The organism is Streptomyces sp. NPDC053560, assembly GCF_044544605.1.
Taxonomy (GTDB): domain Bacteria; phylum Actinomycetota; class Actinomycetes; order Streptomycetales; family Streptomycetaceae; genus Streptomyces.
The window spans coordinates 476,766-494,892 of record NZ_JBITXI010000003.1; the positions used below are offsets into that span (position 1 = coordinate 476,766).

The 18,127-nt window shown below is 72.4% G+C and carries 16 protein-coding genes; 7 read left to right on the plus strand and 9 right to left on the minus strand.

Going from position 1 to position 18,127, the window contains the following annotated elements:
- Positions 1-78 precede the first annotated feature (78 nt).
- From ACIGQF_RS09100 to ACIGQF_RS09110, 3 genes are all read left to right on the plus strand, one after another.
- Positions 79-630: a helix-turn-helix domain-containing protein gene (locus tag ACIGQF_RS09100; RefSeq protein WP_399707357.1), complete on the plus strand. Its 552-nt coding sequence runs from the start codon at positions 79-81 to the stop codon at positions 628-630.
- Positions 631-760: 130 nt separating this feature from the next.
- Positions 761-2,086 (plus strand): DUF1479 domain-containing protein, encoded by a 1,326-nt coding sequence (locus ACIGQF_RS09105; RefSeq protein WP_399707359.1) that lies wholly within the window; start codon positions 761-763, stop codon positions 2,084-2,086.
- Between the two features lie 341 nt (positions 2,087-2,427).
- Positions 2,428-2,562, plus strand: a complete 135-nt coding sequence (locus tag ACIGQF_RS09110) for a hypothetical protein (RefSeq protein ID WP_399707361.1) — start codon at positions 2,428-2,430, stop codon at positions 2,560-2,562.
- A 31-nt stretch (positions 2,563-2,593) separates the two neighbouring features.
- Here the strand turns inward: ACIGQF_RS09110 and ACIGQF_RS09115 are convergent, their stop codons facing one another.
- Positions 2,594-3,790 carry an ROK family protein gene (locus ACIGQF_RS09115; protein WP_399707363.1) on the minus strand — a complete coding sequence of 399 codons (1,197 nt, stop codon included), beginning with the start codon at positions 3,788-3,790 and terminating at the stop codon, positions 2,594-2,596.
- 163 nt (positions 3,791-3,953) lie between these two features.
- Here ACIGQF_RS09115 and ACIGQF_RS09120 point away from each other — a divergent pair, with 163 nt between their 5' ends.
- The gene (locus ACIGQF_RS09120) at positions 3,954-4,538 is read left to right on the plus strand and encodes a nucleosidase (protein ID WP_399707365.1); all 585 of its coding nucleotides are present in this window, start codon (positions 3,954-3,956) and stop codon (positions 4,536-4,538) included.
- A 203-nt stretch (positions 4,539-4,741) separates the two neighbouring features.
- The gene (locus tag ACIGQF_RS09125) at positions 4,742-5,863 is read left to right on the plus strand and encodes an NADH:flavin oxidoreductase (protein ID WP_399707367.1); all 1,122 of its coding nucleotides are present in this window, start codon (positions 4,742-4,744) and stop codon (positions 5,861-5,863) included.
- Between the two features lie 33 nt (positions 5,864-5,896).
- On the opposite strand, the gene ACIGQF_RS09130 is transcribed toward ACIGQF_RS09125, so the two are convergent.
- Positions 5,897-6,766 carry an alpha/beta hydrolase fold domain-containing protein gene (locus tag ACIGQF_RS09130; protein ID WP_399707369.1) on the minus strand — a complete coding sequence of 290 codons (870 nt, stop codon included), beginning with the start codon at positions 6,764-6,766 and terminating at the stop codon, positions 5,897-5,899.
- A 107-nt stretch (positions 6,767-6,873) separates the two neighbouring features.
- Between ACIGQF_RS09130 and ACIGQF_RS09135 the strand changes: the two genes are divergently transcribed.
- Positions 6,874-7,362, plus strand: a complete 489-nt coding sequence (locus tag ACIGQF_RS09135; protein WP_399707370.1) for a hypothetical protein — start codon at positions 6,874-6,876, stop codon at positions 7,360-7,362.
- A 28-nt stretch (positions 7,363-7,390) separates the two neighbouring features.
- Here ACIGQF_RS09135 and ACIGQF_RS09140 read toward each other — a convergent pair whose 3' ends face one another.
- The 4 genes from ACIGQF_RS09140 to pstS form a co-directional block, all read right to left on the minus strand.
- The gene (locus tag ACIGQF_RS09140) at positions 7,391-8,122 is read right to left on the minus strand and encodes a TetR/AcrR family transcriptional regulator (protein WP_399707372.1); all 732 of its coding nucleotides are present in this window, start codon (positions 8,120-8,122) and stop codon (positions 7,391-7,393) included.
- Between the two features lie 134 nt (positions 8,123-8,256).
- The gene (locus ACIGQF_RS09145) at positions 8,257-9,606 is read right to left on the minus strand and encodes a S1 RNA-binding domain-containing protein (RefSeq protein ID WP_399707374.1); all 1,350 of its coding nucleotides are present in this window, start codon (positions 9,604-9,606) and stop codon (positions 8,257-8,259) included.
- A 113-nt stretch (positions 9,607-9,719) separates the two neighbouring features.
- A complete protein-coding gene (locus ACIGQF_RS09150) occupies positions 9,720-11,195 on the minus strand; it encodes an APC family permease (protein ID WP_399707376.1) in 1,476 nt (491 codons plus the stop codon).
- Between the two features lie 438 nt (positions 11,196-11,633).
- The gene (gene pstS, locus ACIGQF_RS09155) at positions 11,634-12,794 is read right to left on the minus strand and encodes a phosphate ABC transporter substrate-binding protein PstS (protein WP_399707378.1); all 1,161 of its coding nucleotides are present in this window, start codon (positions 12,792-12,794) and stop codon (positions 11,634-11,636) included.
- Between the two features lie 279 nt (positions 12,795-13,073).
- Between pstS and ACIGQF_RS09160 the strand changes: the two genes are divergently transcribed.
- The gene (locus ACIGQF_RS09160; RefSeq protein WP_399707380.1) at positions 13,074-14,534 is read left to right on the plus strand and encodes an aldehyde dehydrogenase family protein; all 1,461 of its coding nucleotides are present in this window, start codon (positions 13,074-13,076) and stop codon (positions 14,532-14,534) included.
- A gap of 24 nt (positions 14,535-14,558) precedes the next feature.
- Here the strand turns inward: ACIGQF_RS09160 and ACIGQF_RS09165 are convergent, their stop codons facing one another.
- The 3 genes from ACIGQF_RS09165 to ACIGQF_RS09175 all read right to left on the minus strand — a co-directional run bounded on the left by ACIGQF_RS09165 (position 14,559) and on the right by ACIGQF_RS09175 (position 18,032).
- The gene (locus ACIGQF_RS09165; protein ID WP_399707382.1) at positions 14,559-15,587 is read right to left on the minus strand and encodes an alpha/beta hydrolase fold domain-containing protein; all 1,029 of its coding nucleotides are present in this window, start codon (positions 15,585-15,587) and stop codon (positions 14,559-14,561) included.
- A gap of 52 nt (positions 15,588-15,639) precedes the next feature.
- Positions 15,640-17,025 (minus strand): MFS transporter, encoded by a 1,386-nt coding sequence (locus ACIGQF_RS09170; protein WP_399707384.1) that lies wholly within the window; start codon positions 17,023-17,025, stop codon positions 15,640-15,642.
- Between the two features lie 107 nt (positions 17,026-17,132).
- A complete protein-coding gene (locus tag ACIGQF_RS09175) occupies positions 17,133-18,032 on the minus strand; it encodes a LysR substrate-binding domain-containing protein (RefSeq protein WP_399707386.1) in 900 nt (299 codons plus the stop codon).
- Between the last annotated feature and the right edge of the window lie 95 nt (positions 18,033-18,127).

Genomic DNA, 18,127 nt, shown 5'->3' on the forward strand with positions numbered 1-18,127 from the left:
TAGAGAGTAGGCTGGTCGGCCGTCAACGACCTCCCCGACAAGGGCGAGCGAGCACGAAGAGGAGCGGACGCGCACGCTATGGGCCTGAACGACGAGGTGGGGCGCCGACTGCGGGAGCTCCGGCAGCAGCAGCGACTGTCCCTGTCCGAACTGGCCCGCCGTTCCGGCGTCGGCAAGGGCACGCTCTCGGAGCTGGAGGCCGGGCAGCGCAACCCCACGCTGGAGACCCTGTACGCGCTGACCACCGCACTCAACAGTCCGCTCAGCGCCGTCCTCGGCGACCCTCCGCGGCACGCCTTCGAGGCGCGGGCCGAGGGCGTCTCGGGCAGTGCGGTCACCGCGGTGCTCGTCGAACGCTTCGAGGAGCCCCCGGCCGTCACCGACATCTTCCGCATCCGGATCGCCGCCGGCAGCGTCCAGGAGTCGGCCGCGCACATCGCGGACACCTCGGAGAGCCTGATGGTGCTCACCGGTAAGGCCGTGGTGGGCGATCCGGCGGAACCGCAGACGGCCGGTCCCGGCGAGTACGCGCACTGGCGCGCCGACACCCCGCACCTCTACAGCGCCCCGGACGGCGACGTGCACGGCATCCTCTTCGTCCGCTATCCGCGGGCGACGCCACCCCGCTGACGCAACTCCCCCTCACTCACAGCCGCGCCCCCTGGACCTCCTTTAGTAAGGAGGGTTGTCCAAAGCTCACCCCGGGGTTACGTTGCTGCGCAGAGATTCAGTAAGGAGCCCTTACCAAAGGAGCCAGACCGTGACCGACGACGTGAGCACCGCACCCTCCGACGAGCGGGACCGAGGACTGCCCGACCTGCCCCACTGGGAGACGGTCCCCGACGACCTCCCCGCGGCGATCCGCCGCCTCAAGCCGGCCCTGCGCGCCCGCATCGAAGCCTCCGGCCGCAGCGTCGAGGAGGTCTTCGCCGCCGTGGAGCGCCGGGTCGCCGCCCGGGTGGCCGAGATCAGGGCCGCGAAGGAGCACGGCGAAGAGGTGTGGCCGGTCATCGAGTACGCCGACATCGCCAACGGCACCGTGTCCGCCGACCGGCTCGCCCGGCTCAAGCAGCGCGGCTGTCTGGTCGTACGGGGCCACTTCGACCGCGACCAGGCCCTGGCCTGGGACGCCGGCATCGTCGACTACGTCGAGCGGAACGAGTTCTTCGCGCACTACACCGGCCCCGGTGACGATTTCTTCGGCAGTGTCGGCTCCAAGCCCGAGATCTATCCGATCTACTGGTCGCAGGCGCAGATGGAGGCCCGGCAGAGCGACCGCATGGCCCGCGTGCGGACCTTCCTCAACTCCCTCTGGAAGCACGAGTCCGAGGGCGTGCGGTGGTTCGAGCCGGACCGCGACGCGCTGTACCCCGACCGCATCCGGCGCCGGCCGCCGGGCACCGACTCCGCCGGGCTCGGCACCCACTGCGACCCCGGGACCCTCGACCTGTGGATGACCCGGGCGTACCAGCAGGCCTTCCGCCACCTCTTCGACGGCAGCGTCGAGGAGTACGACCCGTGGGACGCCGCGCACCGCACCGCCGGGCCGCAGTACCCCGGCTCCACGATGTGCTCGGCGTTCCGTACCTTCCAGGGCTGGACCGCCCTGTCGGACATGGACCACGATCAGGGCGTGCTGCACACGGTCCCGATCCCGGAGGCGATGGCGTATCTGATGCTGCGTCCGCTGCTGCCGGACGTGCCGGAGGACGACATGTGCGGGGTCACCACCAACCAGGTCTTCCCCGCGACGGAGAAGTGGCACCCGCTGCTGCTGGAGGCACTCACCGGCATCCCGGACGTCCGGGCGGGCGACTCCGTGTGGTGGCACTGCGACATGATCCACAGCGTCGCCCCGGTCACCGCCCAGCAGGGCTGGGGCAACGTCATGTACATCCCCGCCGCCCCCTGGTGCCCTCGCAACGAGCGGTACGCGGCCGAGGTCCGGCAGGCCTTCCGCACCGGCTCCAGCCCCGCCGACTTCCCCGAAGAACACTACGAACGCACCTGGCACGGCCGCTTCACACCGGACCGGCTCAACGCGACGGGCCGCCGCGGACTGGCGCTCGACAGTGCTGCTCGCTGACGGCTCGAGCCGCATCGCGCTGCGGCCCCTGCGCTACCGGTTCCCGGGGGACTCCGGCGACACCTTCGACGACAACTGGCTCGTCGTGGCAGCCGAGGTGACGACACCTGAAGGCGCGTGGTCCTTCACCGATCCGTGCCTGCTGACGGACGAGGCCCGGGGAGCTGTCCGGCTGGCTGCGTGCGGTCGCCGCCGGCCGGGTCGCGGGCACCGACCTGACTCCGGACCCGGACGGCGGCCTCGAACCGGGACTGGCCTTCCTCGAACCGGACCTCGCCTTCGGCCAGGTCCGGTGGCGGGACGGCAAAGGCCTCCTGCGGGTCCACCTGTCGCTGACGGCCGTGCCGCCATGGCGGCGGGACGAGGAGGACCTGGAGGTGTACCGGTACGGGATCGAGGTCGCGACGGACCGGGCAGCGGTGCTCCGGGCGGCGGAGGAATGGGAGCAGCTGCTCCTCCCCTTCCCCGAGCGGTAGGAGCGCCGCTCCGTGCAGTGGTGGGCCGCGGTCAGCTGTTCGCCCGGGACCAGAGGTCGGTGCGGGCGCGGTGGATCGCTTGGGTGAGGGCGCCCTGGAGGGAGGCGTGTTCGGCGAGGGTGCCGGTGCGGACGTGCGGGGGCAGGGGGGCGAGGTCGGCGACGGTGTCGCGGACCGGTTCGAGGAGCGCGGGGTGGGCGCCGATGGGGCCGCCGAGGAGGACCAGTTCGGGGTCGACGACCGCGCAGACGGCGGCGACGGCCTCGCCGATGGTGCGGCCCTCGCGGGCCACCACGGCCCGGGCCGCCGCGTCGCCCCCTGCCGCCCGGTCCAGGATCGTGCGGGCCGCCTCGACGGCCGCCGCACCGCCGGGCCCCGGCTCCCCGGCGGTGGCGAAGCCCTCGGCGACCGCGCGGGCGAAGCCGTGGCGGTCACCGGCCCGGCCGGGGCTTCCGCCGAGGTAGCCGATCTCGCCGGCCATGCCGCGGGCCCCGCGCACCAGCTCGTCCCCGATCACCAGCCCCATGCCCATCCCCGCGCCGATGTGGACGTACGCACAGCTGGCGGCCTCCCGTGCCGCGCCGTGCCAACGCTCCGCGAGGGCCGCGAGGTTGATGTCGTTCTCGACCAGCAGCGGCGCGTCGGTGACGCCGGCCAGCGCCGACCGGGGCCGGAACAGCCCGGCGGGATGCGGCGTCTCCGGCAGTGCGACCACCGCGGAGGTCTCCGGGTCGACCGGGTTCGCCAGGGAGAGCCCCACCGCGAGCAGCGGGCCCCGCGCGTCACCGCCGCGGGCCAGCGCCTCGCGCACCATCGTGCGCAGCTGCTCGGCCGCGTCCTCGGGCCGGCCCGATCCGGCCGGCGGCGCCGCGGTCTCGTGGAAGGGCGTGCCGAACAGGTCGGCGGCGGTCAGCCGTACCTCGGTGGAGTCCAGTGCGACGGCGAGGACGAAGCCGGCGTCGGCGGCCACCTTGTAGTACGTACCGACCCGGCCCTGCCGGCCCGTCTGGGCGCCGGCCGGCAGCAACAGGCCCGCGCCCTCCAGGCGGCGCACCGCCTCGGAGACGGTCGGCTTGGAGATGCCGGTCGCCTGGGCGATCTCGGCTCGGGTGATGGGCGCCCGCTCGAACACCGTGTCCAGGACGATCTGGTCGGTGAGTTCGCGCAGCAGCGTCATGCTCGGCAGTGCGGCGCGGCCGAGCCCGCCGACCCCTCTGCGGTATGTCATGCCACCCTCGTCCGCCGCGCGCCGATGCTGCCGCCGCTCAGCCTATCGGCAGCGGATCGCCGAGGGCGCGCGCCTGACCTGGGGCGGGCCCGAGGTCCCCGGCGCCCCGAGGGCCCGCCGCCCCACTGCCGGGCCGTGTGACAGCTGCGGTTACCGTGACGGTATGGAACTCATAGGTGAGATAGCCGCCGACCGTCCCCTGCTCGTCCTCGCCCTCAAGGAAGAGGCGCAGTTCCTCGGGGCCGATCACCCGGTCCTGCTCACCGGCATGGGGAAGGTCAACGCGGCGACCGCGCTCGCCACCGTACTGGCGCGCGGCACCCGCCCCTCGGGCATCGTCAACCTCGGCACCGCAGGCGCACTCCGCCCCGGCCTGCGCGGCACCCATGTCATCAGCTCCGTGATCCAGCACGACCTGGACAGCGAACTGCTGGCCACGCTGACCGGCGAGGTCACCGGTGCGCCGCTGGACCTGGCCGACCTCGGCGGCCCCGTGCTGGCCACCGGCGATTCGTTCATCGCCGACGACGCGGCCCGCGACCGGCTGGCGGCCCGGGCCGCGCTGGTGGACATGGAGGGGTACGCGCTGGCGCACGTCGCGCAGGAGGCGGGCGTGCCGATACGGCTCGCCAAGCACGTCAGCGACGAGGCGGGGGACGGCGCCGACCGGACCTGGCAGGAGACGCTGACGGCCTGCGCCCGCGAGCTGGCCGCCTGGGTCGCGGCGAACGTGCCCGCACGGGCCTGAGGCACCCGCGAACTTCCGAGGCGCCACGGCGGCCGGCCGTGAGCCAAGACTGCGGGCTGTGACTGCGGGTTTCACCTGCCGGCTGCGACTGTGACGAAGGCTACACCGGGAAACGGATGGTGGCTCCGCTTCGCGGTGTTCGGAACAGCGGAACGTCCGCCCGTCCGCGGCGTTCGCACCGCTTTCCGACCGAGGAGAACCACGTGACATCCAGCGACACCACCGCCCGTGCGGCTCAGGTACTCTCCCGCCCCTTCTCGCTGGGCGGGCTCACCGTGCCCAACCGCATCGCCATGGCGCCGATGACCCGTGAGTTCTCCCCAGGCGGCGTGCCCGGCGCCGATGTCGCGGACTACTACGCGCGCCGGGCCGCCGGCGGCGTCGGCCTGATCATCACCGAGGGCACCTACGTCGACCACCCGGCCGCCGGTACCAGCGGCAAGGTCCCCCGCTTCCACGGCGACGACGCGCTCGACGGCTGGCAGCGCGTCGTGGAAAAGGTGCACGCGGCGGGCGGCACGATCATGCCGCAGCTGTGGCACGTGGGCATGGCCCGGGAAGCGGGCGCGCCGCCCTTCCCGGACGCCCCGCCGTCCGGCCCCTCGGGTCTCGCCATCGACGGCACGCCGGCCGGGCACGCCATGACGCTGCAGGACCTGGACGACGTCATCGCGGCGTTCGCCAAGGCCGCTGCCGAGGCCGAGCGCATCGGCTTCGACGGGATCGAGCTGCACGGCGCGCACGGTTACCTCATCGACCAGTTCCTGTGGGCGCAGACCAACCAGCGCACCGACGCCTACGGCGGCGACACGGTGGCGCGCACCCGCTTCGCGGCGGAGATCGTCGCGGCCTGCCGGGCGGCCGTCTCGGCGGACTTCCCGATCCTCTTCCGGATGTCGCAGTGGAAGATGAACAACTACCAGGCGCGGCTCGCCGAGACCCCGGAGGAGCTGGACGCCGTCCTCGCGCCGCTCACCGCGGCCGGCGTGAGCTCCTTCCACGCCTCGACGCGCCGCTACTGGCTGCCGGAGTTCGAGGACTCCGACCTCAACCTCGCGGGCTGGGTGAAGAAGCTCTCCGGCCTGCCGACGGTCAGCGTCGGATCCGTCGGCCTCGACAGCGAGTTCATCCAGGCGTTCCAGGGCAAGCAGGCCGGTGTCGCCGGCATCGAGCGGTTGCTGGACCGCATGGAGCGCGACGAGTTCGACCTCATCGCCGTCGGCCGGGCGCTGCTCGGCGACCCGGAGTGGGCCGCCAAGATCTTCGAGGGCCGCACCGGTGAACTCGTCCCGTTCGACGCCTCGATGCTGCGCACGCTCAGCTGACGGCCCGTCCGCCCGCCTCGTCCGCCCGCCGGATCACCGCCTCACGATCGGTGATCCGGCGAGCGCCGGCAGTGATGCCAGCAGGTGACGGCGGGCCCGGTGGCCCTCGGCGGTGGGCCACAGCGGATAGACGTGGATCTGGCCCGCCGCCTCGGCGTAGTCCACCTCGACACCCTCGGCCGTCGCCAGGTCGCGGAAGCGGCGGGCGTCGGCGGTGAGGATGTCGCGGGTACCGGCGAACACCGTCGTACGGGGCAGCCCGGCCCGGCTCCCCCGTAGCGGGCCCACCCAGGGGTGCGCGAGGCCCAGTTCGCCGGCCCGGAGCGAGCCGCAGTAGCGCAGCGCCTCCACGCCCAGCATGGGGTCGTACGGTTGCAGGTCCGCGATGCCCGGGGAGTCCATCACGGCGTCCAGCCAGGGCGAGATCAGCACCAGCTCGTCCGGCAGGGTGCCGCCGGTGTCCCGCAGCCGCTGCGCCGGCTTCACGGCCAGCCCACCGCCGGCCGAGTCGCCCATGAAGACGGTGGGCAGCGAGCCGTCGGCGGTGAGCCGGCCCGCCAGCGCGGTCAGGTCGGGGACGACGGCCGAAGCCGTGCCGCGCGGCGCCAGCGGGTGGACCGCGACGGTCACCCGAGCCGCCCCTTCGGTCACCAACTGCTCGATCAGGTGCCAGTGGTTGCCGCCGATCTCCTCGATGTAGGCACCGCCGTGCAGAGACAGAATCTGTACGCGCGCGGCGCCGTCCCGCGGGGCGACCTCCGCACCTCTTCCAGGTCGCGGTACCCCATCTTGTGCCCCAACGCCGACGCGACGAGCAGCAGGGCCCGGCTGCTCGAGCTGGGCACGGCACCCACCTCCCTCTCCACGCTTTCCTCGCGGTTCATTGCGCGTCCCTGTGCACACACGCGTTCCACCCGACGCGGATCGGAAACGGGCCGGTACGGGTCACGGCGACCGGCCCCTCCCGCGCGCGATAGCGTCAGGACCGGACAGAAGGGCTGGTGGTGTGCGTGACGACGCTTTCCGTGACAGGGCATATGGATCTCACCGAGGCGAGCGCCGGGCCGGTGCGGGAGGGGCTGCGCGCGCTGCTCCTACGGCACGGCGGGGACGGGCTGGTCGGGGTGTCCTGTATTGCGGAAGGGGCGGACTCGCTCTTCGCCGATGAGGTGCTGCGGGCCGGCGGGCGGCTCGTCGTCGTCCTGCCCTCCCGCGACTACCGGCAGGCCGCGGTGTCCCCCGCCCACGCCCCGTTCTTCGACCGGCTGCTGGCGGCGGCCGGTGAGGTGTGCGTGATGCCGTACGAGACGGCGGGCCGCGCCGCGTACGAGGCGGCGAACGCGGCCGTACTGGACCGGGCGGACCGGCTGGTGGCCGTGTGGAACGGCGAGCCGCCGACCGGCAAGGGCGGCGGGACCGCCGATGTGGTGCAGGAGGCCCGTGCCCGCGGGATCGCGGTGGACGTCGTCTGGCCGGCCGGCGCGGCACGCAAGGGCTGAGGCCCGCGGCGTCCGGTCGCGGCCGGGGTCACGACTCCGGGGCGGGCGGCCGGTAGTCCTCGGCCAGCCCCATCCTGGCCATCAATTCCTGCATCAGCAGCTCGAACATCGGCTCCTGGCCGCCCGGTACGAGGGGCGCGAAGTGGTCGAACACCTCCAGTGCCACCTGGCCGTAGATCGACCGCCAGCAGGAGAGCATCACGACCAGGGCGCCCAGCGGCATGTCGACGCCGGTGGCGGCGCGGTAGGCCGCCATCTGCCGCCGCAGCGCGGGGGCGAGTTCGCCGTCGGCGAGGATCGGGTAGGGGCGGGCGGCCCAGAACTGCATGAACACCCGCCCCCAGACACCGGCGAGTTCCCGTACCCATTCACTGGTCAGGTCGCCGTGCGCGTCGCCCGCCGCCGTCGTCGGCGTGCCGAACAGCAGGCTGAATTCCTGGCGGTGGGCCAGGGACCACCGCCGGAACACCCGGGACGGGGCGATCATCCGGGCCGCGTAGTCGGTCTGTTCCTCGGCGTCCACCGCGGCCCGCAGTTCACCCGTCAGCTCGGTGACGATGTCGCGGGCGGTGTGCCGGACGATGTCGGCCAGGTCGTCGAAGTGCCGGTACAGCGCGGCGGGCGTGACACCGACGCGGCGGGCGATCTCGGCGAGCGAGAGGGCCTCCACCCCGTCCTTGGTGATGATCTCGCGCGCGACGGCCCGTACGTCCTCGGACATCTGCGCGCGAAGTCGGTCGCGTCGGGTGGGGGTGCGCAACGGGCCGTGCCTTCCTCTGCCTCGGGTCTCCTCGAAGGGCGTCTCAGGGGCGACGATATGCGGTCCCGCGCGGGCGGGGTGGGCCCGGGATCGTCATCCGGCCCACCCCAAGGGCTCTTACCGGCGGAATTCCGTCACGTCGCCGCGGGGACGCCGTCGAGATCGCCGTCGTCGGCGGCGGGATCATCGGCCACGACGTCCGGCAGCTCGGCCAGATCCCGCACCTTCACCTCATGGAACGGCGGGTTCTTGCGCGAGGGATGCACCTGGATCACCTCGACCGGGAGCGTGTCCCCCTCGGCGAGCAGCCGGGAATTCATCCGCGTACGCAATTCCGGTGTCATGCGGGAGCAGTGCAGGAATGCGGCGAGCGGAAGGTTCGGCCAGTCCTGGAGCGTCATGAGGACGTAGCCGCCGCCCCCGCCGGACTGTTCGGGAACGACCCTGGTCACGGTTCCGACCTGCCGGTCGCCGTAGCGCGGGTAGGTGTCGGCGGCGGGCCGGCCGGCGGGTGGCGCGGGCTGCCGCGAGAGCGCGAGGTGAATGCGCTGGCGGTCCGCGTCGACGCCGGTGACCACCGCTTCGACCTCCATGCCCAGTTGCAGATCGGCGGCGCGGGTCTGGGCGCCGGGCAGCAGACCGTTCACGCCGTGCGCGACCGCGATATAGGCGCCGGCCGGTTTGATGTCCACCACGCGCCCGACGAACACATGTCCCTTCGGATAGGAATTCTGCAGATCCGGCCAGGGATTGCGCTGGTTCACCCGCTGGGAGAAGCGCGGCCGGCCGTCCGCCTCGGTGACGAATGTGCCGGAGACCTCGCGCCCGACCGGGTACCGCTTCGACATGTCCACGGGTACGTCCCGCAGATAGTCGACGTCCTGCTTGTGCATTTCGGCGATCCGGCCGGTGCGGGCCCCCTTGACGATGACGTGGTCCCGGTCCGCGATGAGCACTTCGGCACGGTCCTGTTCGGCGTGCCCCTCCAGTGGTTTGAGGGTCATCTCCGTGCCGACCGGCTCCGCCAGCGCCTGCCGGATATGCGCCTTGAGGTCCTGCATCATCCGCGGAATCCCGGTGCCGTCGAACGAGTACTGAATGGGCCGCAGCAGCCCCGTCACGTCCGTGGGCACGTCCCGCTCGATGTCCTGGGCGAGGACGATCATCCGCTTGTGCAGGCACATCGCCCAGCCGAATTCCAGTGCCACGTCGGCGGAGCGGGTCGAGAAGTCGATGACGACGACGCCCGCCTGTTGGATTCCCCGCCAGGCCGACTCCAGCACGCCCTGGCTCGTGCCGAAGATGCTGTCCGCACGGCACGGGGTGAGATCGAGATCGCGGACCGCCGCGGCGTAGGCGTTGTCGTACAGGTCGTCGTAGTCCCGTTCCGGGCCGCCGGCGGCCGACTTGCGGCCGTAAGGCATCGCGAAGAACACGATGTTGTCGTCGGGGCGGTCCGTTCTCTCGATCTTGATTTTGTCCACCGTGCGTCCCCCTTGGCGCAGTAACCGTGAACAACAAAGTAATGCTGCTTTACCTTCACGGGAATACTCGCGCCTGACGTCTTTTCAGGGGCGCACGGTGGACACGGAGCTCGTCAGTTCTTCCCGGCGGCGGGCTCTTCCGCGTGCGTGTCCTCCGGGAGCGTCACCAGCCAGTGGGTTTCCTGGCGGGGGCGGAGGTAGCAGGCCCAGTACAGGGTGGCGACGGCCATGATGCCGCCGGTCCACAGCAGGTACTGCGTCTCCTGCTGCGTGAGGATGTAGACCAGGACCACGATCAGCAGCAGCGGCACCGCCGGCCAGAGCGGCATCCGCCAGGCCGCGGCCTTCTTGTGCGCGCCGCGCCGGGACGCCAGCGCCGCGATCGCGACGAGCAGGTACATACCCGAGACGGAGACGCCGGTCACGCCGTAGAGCGTGTCGAGGTTGACGAAGCAGAGCGCGGCGCCGGGGATGCCGACGACCAGGGTCGCGACCCACGGGGAGCCGAAGCGGCCGAGCTTGGACAGCGCGTTGTTGACCGGCTGGGGCCAGGCCTTGTCGCGGGCGGAGGCGAACAGCACCCGGGAGTTCTGGATGACCATGACAATTCCGGCGTTGATGATGGCCAGGGCGACACAGAGGCTGACGAAGGTGCCGACGGCCGAGTTGCTCCACGCGATGACCATGGTGCTGATGTCACCGGAGGTCAGCGCCTGAAGGCTCGGGGCGCCGAGGGTGATGGCGATGACCGGTACGAGGATGACGGCGGCGGAGATGGCCAGCGTGGCCAGCACGGTGCGGGCGACGCTGCGGCGCGGGTCCTCCAGCTCCTCGGAGAGGTAGACCGCGGTGGAGAAGCCCTGGGTGACGAAGAGGGCGATGGCCAGCCCGGAGACGACGAGCAGGCCGGTGACCGGGCCGGGAACGCCACCGGGGCCTGCGACCGCGCCGTGCAGGAGCGCGGAACCGCCGCGCTCGGTGTGCGCGAAGCCGAGTACCGCGACGACTCCCGCGGCGATGACCTCCAGGACCAGGAAGACGCCGGTGATCCAGGCGTTGGCGCGCAGGTCCAGCAGGCCGGCGAGGGTGGCCAGGAGCATCACGGCGGCGCCGGCGACGGGTGCGGGAACGTGCACCACGGGGGCGAGGTAGTCGGCGGTGCCCATGGCGATCACCGGCGGCACGATCATCACGACCAGCAGCGACAGGACGAACACCAGCCAGCCGGCCAGCCGCCCGGTCAGCGTCGAGACCATGGCGTACTCGCCGCCGGCGCTCGGTATCAGGGTGCCCAGCTCCGAGTAGCAGAAGGCCACCGCGATGCAGAGCACGGAGCCGATCGCGATGGTCAGGGCTGTGGCGGTGCCCAGGTCGGCGAAGAGGTCCGGCACCACGACGAAGAGCGTGGAGGCGGGCGTGACGCAGGACAGCGTCAGCAGGGTGCCACCCACGACGCCGATCGAGCGCTTGAGGGTACGCGCGCCGTCAGGGGCGGGACCGTCGCCGGGGCGTGCGTCGACGCCGGGAGCGTCGGGGGCGGCGGTGGCCGCGGTGTCGTCTGCGGGTGGCTGGCTGAGGGTGTCGGTCATGGAGCGGTTCCGATCGACTGGGTGCGGCAGGTGCTGTGCGGGAGCGGTATCGCCTCCGTGGACGGCTGTGTCGTGCTTCGCTGTGCTCCCGGCGCACATGGAAGCCCGACTGGATCCGGAGCGTCAAGGCGTGATTACCTACGGAATTCGTCGCCAATTGCTCCTATGGATGCGCTTTCCACACATCGCGACAGCGGCTGACGCTTGAGTCGTCCACACCGGAACCGCGCGAGAACCTTTTAATAACAGGTTGAAGCAACAAGAACTCCTGGGATACGCAGGAGAAAGCCGCTCCTCACCGGCCCTGTCTCACGCGCCGACGCAGCACTACGGGAACCGCAGAGCGGTCGCCTCGATCATTTTCCCTGGTCAGGGACGTTTCCTACGCATGGCCATGACCGCGCCGTCCGGACGGCGCGGTCATGGTGGGGGTGTGCGTCAGGAGATGCCGCTCAGCTTGGAGCGGACCTCCTCCATGATCTTGGCGGGGAGGGTGGCATAGCCCTGGAAGGAGAGTTCCCGCTGGCCCTCCAGGCCGGCCGTGTAGGCGAGGAACGCCTTGGTGGCCGGCCAGGTCGCAGCCTTGTTGCCCTTGTCGCAGACGATCTCGTACGTGACCATCGCGATCGGGTAGGCACCGGCGGCCTTGGTCGTGTGGTCGAGACGGAGGACCAGGTCACCCTGGGACCCCTTGGTCCGCGCACCGGCGAGCGCCTTGGAGGCGTTGACGACGGTGGCTTCGACCGGCGTGGCGGCCCCCGTGTCGATCGCGGCGGTGGGGAGGGACCGCTGGATCGCGTAGGCGAGTTCGACGTACCCGATGGCGCCGCGGGTCTGCTTTACCTCGTCGGCCAGCTCCGACGACCCCCCGGCGGCGGTGCCGCCCTCGGCCGGCCAGCGCTGACCCGGCGGGTGGGGCCAGGCGCTCGGCGCCGCGGCGTGCAGATAGGCGGTGAAGTTGTCGGTCGTGCCGGACTCGCCGGAGCGGTGCACCGTCTTGATGGCGGTGGCGGGCAGATCGGCCTTCGGGTTCAGCCGGGCGATCGCCGAGTCGTTCCACTTGGTGATCCGCCCGTCGAAGATTCGGGCGAGGGTGCCGGCGTCCAGTACGAGCTTGTCGACGCCCGGCAGGTTGTACCCGAGCGCGATGGGGCCGCCGAGCATCGGCAGGTGGACGGCGCGGCCGCCGTCCTTGCACGTCTTCTTCGAAGTGGCCACCTGCGCGGGCCGCAGCGCGGCGTCCGAGCCCGCGAAGGCGGTACGGCCCTTCAGGAAGTCCCTCTGCCCGGCGCCCGAGCCGGTGTCCTCGTAGTCGATCCGTGTCCCCCGGCACGCCTTCTGGTAGCTCTTGGTCCAGGACCGCATCGCGTTGTGCTGCGCGGTCGAGCCGGAAGCCTTCACCGTCGCCTTCTTGCCGCACCTCACCCCGCCCCCGGGCGACGCGGTGCGGGAGCCGGAGGCGGTCGCCTTCCCGGACGCGGAGGACCCGCCGGACTCCGGCGAGTCGTCCGAGCCGCAGGACGTAAGGGCCAGTACGCCCGAAAGTGCCACCACTCCGGCGGCCAGGGGGCGCAGGCCCCGTTGTCGCTGTGCGGTCACGGTCGACCACTCCTCAGGGTTTCGGCACGGGGGCACGCACGAGATCTCTGTACCCCCACGCGGCGCCGGTGCCCGGCGGGTGGCGGAGGCTTCACCCGCACGCCATGCTCCCTGAGGAGGCCGTGCCCGGATCTTGACATTCGCGGGGGCCGGAAGCAGCATTTCCGGTACAAGTGAACAACAGTTCACTATACGAACATGCGACCTCCCGGGGTGGCCTTCTGCCCTTGGCCCTCCCCCGCTTCCGCCTCCCGCCAGCGACAAAGGATCATTGACCCCATGGCCACCACGCGTGAACTGTTCATCGGCGGCAAGGACGTGCCCGCCGCCTCCGGACGCATCGCCGAGGACATCAGCCCCTTCACCGGCGAGGTGTACGCCACCGTCGCCGCCGGCGGGCCCGAGGACATCACGCGGGCCGTGGACGCCGCGGACGCCGCCTTCCCCGAGTGGGCCGCGCTCGCCCCGTTCGCCCGGCGCGCCATCTTCCTCAAGGCCGCCGACCTGCTCGACGCCAAGGGGGAGCAGGCCGCTGAGCTGATGGCGCTGGAGGTCGGCGGGACGGCACCCTGGGCGCACTTCAACGTCGCGCTCGCGGCCAACGTGCTGCGCGAGGCCGCCGCCGCGATCACCGCGCCGCGCGGTGAGGTGCTCAGTTCCCAGGACACCGGCGCGCTGGGCATGGCGATCCGCGAACCGCTCGGCGTCGTCGCGGCGTTCGCGCCCTGGAACGCGCCGCTGATCCTCGGCGTACGCGCCGTCGCCGCGCCGCTCGCCGCCGGCAACACCGTGGTGGTGAAGCCGAGCGAGGACGCGCCGCTGGCCTGCGGCCTGTTCGTCGCCGACGTGCTGCGCGAGGCGGGGCTCCCGGACGGCGTGCTGAACGTGGTCACCAACGCGCCGGAGGACGCCGCCGAGGTCGCCGAGGCACTGATCGCCGACGCGCGCGTACGGGCCGTCAACTTCACCGGCTCGACCGGCGTCGGCCGCATCATCGGCACCCAGGCGGCGCGCCACCTCAAGCCCGCCGTGCTGGAGCTGGGCGGCAAGAACGCCATTCTCGTGCTGGACGACGCGGACGTGGACTACGCGGTCGACGCGGTCACGTTCGGCGTCTTCATGAACGCGGGGCAGATCTGCATGTCCGGCGACCGGATCCTGGTGCACGAGAGCCTGGCCGAGGAGTTCACCCGCAAGTTCACGGCGAAGGTCGCCGAGCTGCCGACGGGTGACCCGCGCGACCCGCGCACGGTGGTCGGGCCGCTGGTCAGCGCCACCGCTGCGCAGCGGGTCGCGGCGCTGGTGAAGGACGCGGTGGACAAGGGCGCGACGGTGCTGACGGGCGGCGGCGCGCCGGACGGCGCGGTGCACCCGGCGACCGTGCTGACCGGCGTCACCAAGGACATGGACCTCTACTACGGCGAGGCCTTCGGGCCGGTCTGCGTGGTCGAGACGTTCGCCGACGACGCGACCGCCATCGACCTGGCCAACGACACCGACAACGGCCTGACCTGCGGCGTGATCACCGAGAACGCGACCCACGGGCTGGCCGTCGCGCGCCGCATCCGTACCGGCATCGTGCACGTCAACGACCAGTCCGTCGGCGACGAGCCGCAGGCGCCGTTCGGCGGCGTCAAGGACTCCGGGTACGGCCGGTTCGGCGGCCGCTGGGGCATCGAGGCGTTCTCCAGCACCCGCTGGGTCACGGTGGCGACCCAGCAGGCGCACTACCCGTTCTGAGCGGGCGGCCGGCATCCGCGGGGCTCAGCTCCGCAGGTGCCGGTCCAGGAACGACACCACCGTGCCCCAGGTCGGGGTGGCCGGGCGGGGCTTCGTACGGTGCCCCGCCCGCGTGCTCTCCTCCCGGGCGTCCCGGCGGGTGGGCGGGTCGCTCAGCATCTCCAGGTACGTGCCGTGCGCGGCGTGCGGGAAGGTCAGCAAGCGGGCCTCGGCGCCCGCCGCCGCCAGCGCGTCGTACAGCAGCCTGGACTGGTGGTACGGCACAAAGGTGTCCTGCTCGCCGTGGAGGATCAGGAAGGGCGGGACGGCCCGCCGGCCGCTCACGTAGGTGAGCGGGTTCGCCGCCGCGGCCTTCTCGGGGGCGCACTCGGGCAGCGGGCAGCCGAGCAGCAGGGATTCCGGGGACTTCGGGTCGGCGTGACAGGCGGTCAGGCCGAATGCCTCGTTGAACGGCGCGCAGCCGTCCAGCATGTGCGCGTCCATCTGCAGCAGATCGCTCGGCGCGTAGAACGGTACGGCCGCCCGTACCGCGCTGGACGGGCCGGTCACGCCCACGTCACCCTCCAGTTCCGGTACGTCGCCGGTCACGGCGGCCATCGTGGTGGCCCAGCCGCCGGAGGACTCCCCCATGATGGCGATGCGGTCCGGGTCCAGGCGGTACTCGGCGGCGTGCGCGCGCAGCCAGCGGATCGCCGCCTTGATGTCGTGGAGCTGGGCCGGGAAGCGGGCCTGGGAGCTGGCGCGGACGGCGACGCCGGCCACGGCGTAGCCGTGCGGGTTCAGCCGGGCTGCGACCCGGTCGGCGCCGTCACGGCCGTTGTCGGCGAGCCAGCCCGAGCCGTGGGTGAAGACCACCAGCGGTGCCGGGCGGCCGGCCCGGGGGACGTAGAGGTCGAGCAGGTGCCCCTGGGTGCCGGCGGGTTCGGCGGGCGCGTAGGCCAGGTCCTTGGTGACGTGGACGGGGCGGCCGCGGCCGGCCGCCGCCGCGGGCGGGCCGGCGGCGGCCGCCAGGACGGCGAGCCCTGCCGTGAGGAGCGCGAGCTGTCGGAGCACGGTGCGTTCCTTTCCGGTGACGGGGCGTCGGGCCGCCGGTCCGGGGCCGGCCTCAGGCTTCGGGGGCGGCGGTCGGCCGGGCGGCCTTCGGGGCGGTGCCGTCGAGGGGCGTGGTTCCGGTGGTTCCCCGGCTGCGGCGGGCGAGCGGGACCAGGGCGATGGCTGCGGCGCCGGCCAGGCCGGCCAGTGCGAAGGCGGTGAAGCCCCAGGACTGGCTGCCGGTGGCGGCGAGGGCGCCGATGAGCCAGGGGCCGAAAGCGGCGCCCGTCCGGCCGACGCCGGTGACCATGCCGAGCCCGGCGGCGCGCTCGCTGTCGCGGTAGACGGTGTCGGTGACGGCGTAGACCATGACCTGGGCGCTGAAGAGCCAGACGCCGGTGAGGGCGACGACGGCGTAGGTGACGCCGAGCGGCAGCTGGGACTTGAGGAGCAGCGCACCGGCCGCGGTGAGCGCGAACCAGAGTGCGGAGATCCGTACGGCGCCGAAGCGGTCGGCGGCGCGGCCCGCGACGAACATGCCGACGATGCCGCCGCCGTTGATGACCATCAGGAAGGTGACGGAGGAGCTGAGGCCGTAGCCGGAGGCGCGCATCATCTCGGGCAGCCAGGTGGACACGCCGTACACCAGGAGCAGCCCGCAGAAGGAGGCCAGCCACAGCAGGAGAGTGGCCCAGCGGGACTCGGGGGCGAAGAGGGCGCGGACGGCGGCCAGTCGGCCCCTGGCCCCGGCGGCCGGCGCCTGGACGGGGGTGGGGCGGGGCAGGCCGTAGCGGTCGGCGACGGCGTCGGCACGAGTGCGGTCACCGCGCGCGAGGAGCACGCCGGGCGATTCGGGGAGGTACTTCAGCAGCAGGGGCACGGCGATGACGGCGGGGAGGACGCCGGCCCAGAAGACGGCGCGCCAGCCGGCGGCGGGGGCGAGGCCGAGCCCGATGCCGGTCGCCGCCATGCCGCCCGCGTGGTACGAGGACATCAGCAGGCCGGTGGTGAGCGCGGCGCGGCCGGGCGGCGCGAACTCCAGCACCATCGCGAGGGCGAGCGGGGTGAGGCCGCCGAGGCCGAGGCCCGCGATGAACCGGCCCGCGCCGAAAATGTCCGGGCCGGTGGCGACGGAGCATACGGCGGAGCCGAGGGAGAAGAGCAGGACGCTGGCGACGAGGGTGGCGCGGCGGCCGAGCCAGTCGGTGATGTTGCCGGCGGCGAGCGCGCCGAAGAACATGCCGAAGGCGGTCCAGCTGCCGATCGTGCCCGCGCTCGCCGGGGTCAGGCCGAGGCCGGGGTCGTCGAGCATGTGCGGCATGACGGCGCCGTAGATGTTGACGTCCATCCCGTCGAAGAAGACCGCCAGCCAGCACAGGGCCAGGACCGGGAAGACCGTGCGGAAGGTGTGCGGCGGGCGGTCGCCGGCCAGGTGGTCCGGCGTGCCGGAGGAAGTCATGGGTGTCCCTGAAGTCTGTGGGGGTGCAACTCATGCGGCTCTGTTCGCCTGGTGAAATCTGATTCACCAAGTGGGTGGCATGAGTGTCAGGGCCCGCCCGGCGGCTGTCAATGGCTGGGCGTGAGCAGTCCGGTGACCATGTCGCGCAGCCACTCCACCGCCGGCGCCGGGAGCGTCCTGCGGTACGTGTGGAGCGCGACCTCGACGGTGGGAATGTCGAAGGGCAGTGTGAAGGTCCGCACCGGCGCTGCGCGGGTGAACGCGCCTACGGCCCGGCTCGGCACGACCGCCAAGTGCCCGGTACGTGCCACCAGTTCGGGCAGCACGGCGAAGTGCGGCACGTGGGCCACGATGTCGCGCGGGTGACCGAGCCGGGCCAGCACCTGGTCGGCGTCGACGTGGCCCGCCGCGGGGGCGACGGCGATGTGCCGCTCCGCCAGGTACTCCCCCGGCCCGGGCCGGTCGCCGATCCGCGGGTGATCCTTGGCGCAGAGGCCGACGTACCGCTCCTGGAAGAGCGGGTCGCGGCGGATGTCCGGCGCGTCGATGCGGGGCGTGCAGATCACCGCGTCGGCCCGGCCCCGGCGCAGTTCCTCGGCGGCAGCGGCGGAGTCCAGCGGGGTGACCTCGACGCGGCAGTGCGGCGCGCGGGTCTCCAGCTCCGCGAGCACGGCCGGGAGCAGGATCAGTTCGCCGAGGTCGGTGGCGCTGAGCCGGAACGTGCGCCGCGAGGTCGACGGGTCGAAGCTGCCCTCGTCGGAGACCGTCTCCGTGATGACCTCCAGCGCCTGGCGCAGCCGCGGGTACATCCGCCCCGCGGCCTCCGTCGGCCGCAGCCCTTCGGTGGCGCGGACGAACAGCTCGTCGCCGAAGTGCCGTCGCAGCCGCCGCAGGGCGTGGCTCGCGGAGGGCTGGGTGACAAACAGGGCCTCCGCCGTCCGTGTGACGCTGCGGGTCTCGTAGAGCAGCACGAAGGTCTTCACGAGATTGAGGTCCAGGTCCGTCACGCCGCCGACCTTAGGGCACGGCCGGCATAGACACGGTCCATGCGGACATCGATGACAGTCATTGGACCTATGGGGTGCGGCCTCCCTACCGTGCG

Bases quoted from the DNA above. Each gene is read 5' to 3' on its own strand.
- ACIGQF_RS09170 (WP_399707384.1), bottom strand. From the start codon at position 17,025: ATGACTTCCTCCGGCACGCCGGACCACCTGGCCGGCGACCGCCCGCCG.
- ACIGQF_RS09100 (WP_399707357.1), top strand. From the start codon at position 79: ATGGGCCTGAACGACGAGGTGGGGCGCCGACTGCGGGAGCTCCGGCAG.
- ACIGQF_RS09115 (WP_399707363.1), bottom strand. From the start codon at position 3,790: ATGACATACCGCAGAGGGGTCGGCGGGCTCGGCCGCGCCGCACTGCCG.
- ACIGQF_RS09150 (WP_399707376.1), bottom strand. From the start codon at position 11,195: ATGACCGACACCCTCAGCCAGCCACCCGCAGACGACACCGCGGCCACC.
- ACIGQF_RS09120 (WP_399707365.1), top strand. From the start codon at position 3,954: ATGGAACTCATAGGTGAGATAGCCGCCGACCGTCCCCTGCTCGTCCTC.
- ACIGQF_RS09160 (WP_399707380.1), top strand. From the start codon at position 13,074: ATGGCCACCACGCGTGAACTGTTCATCGGCGGCAAGGACGTGCCCGCC.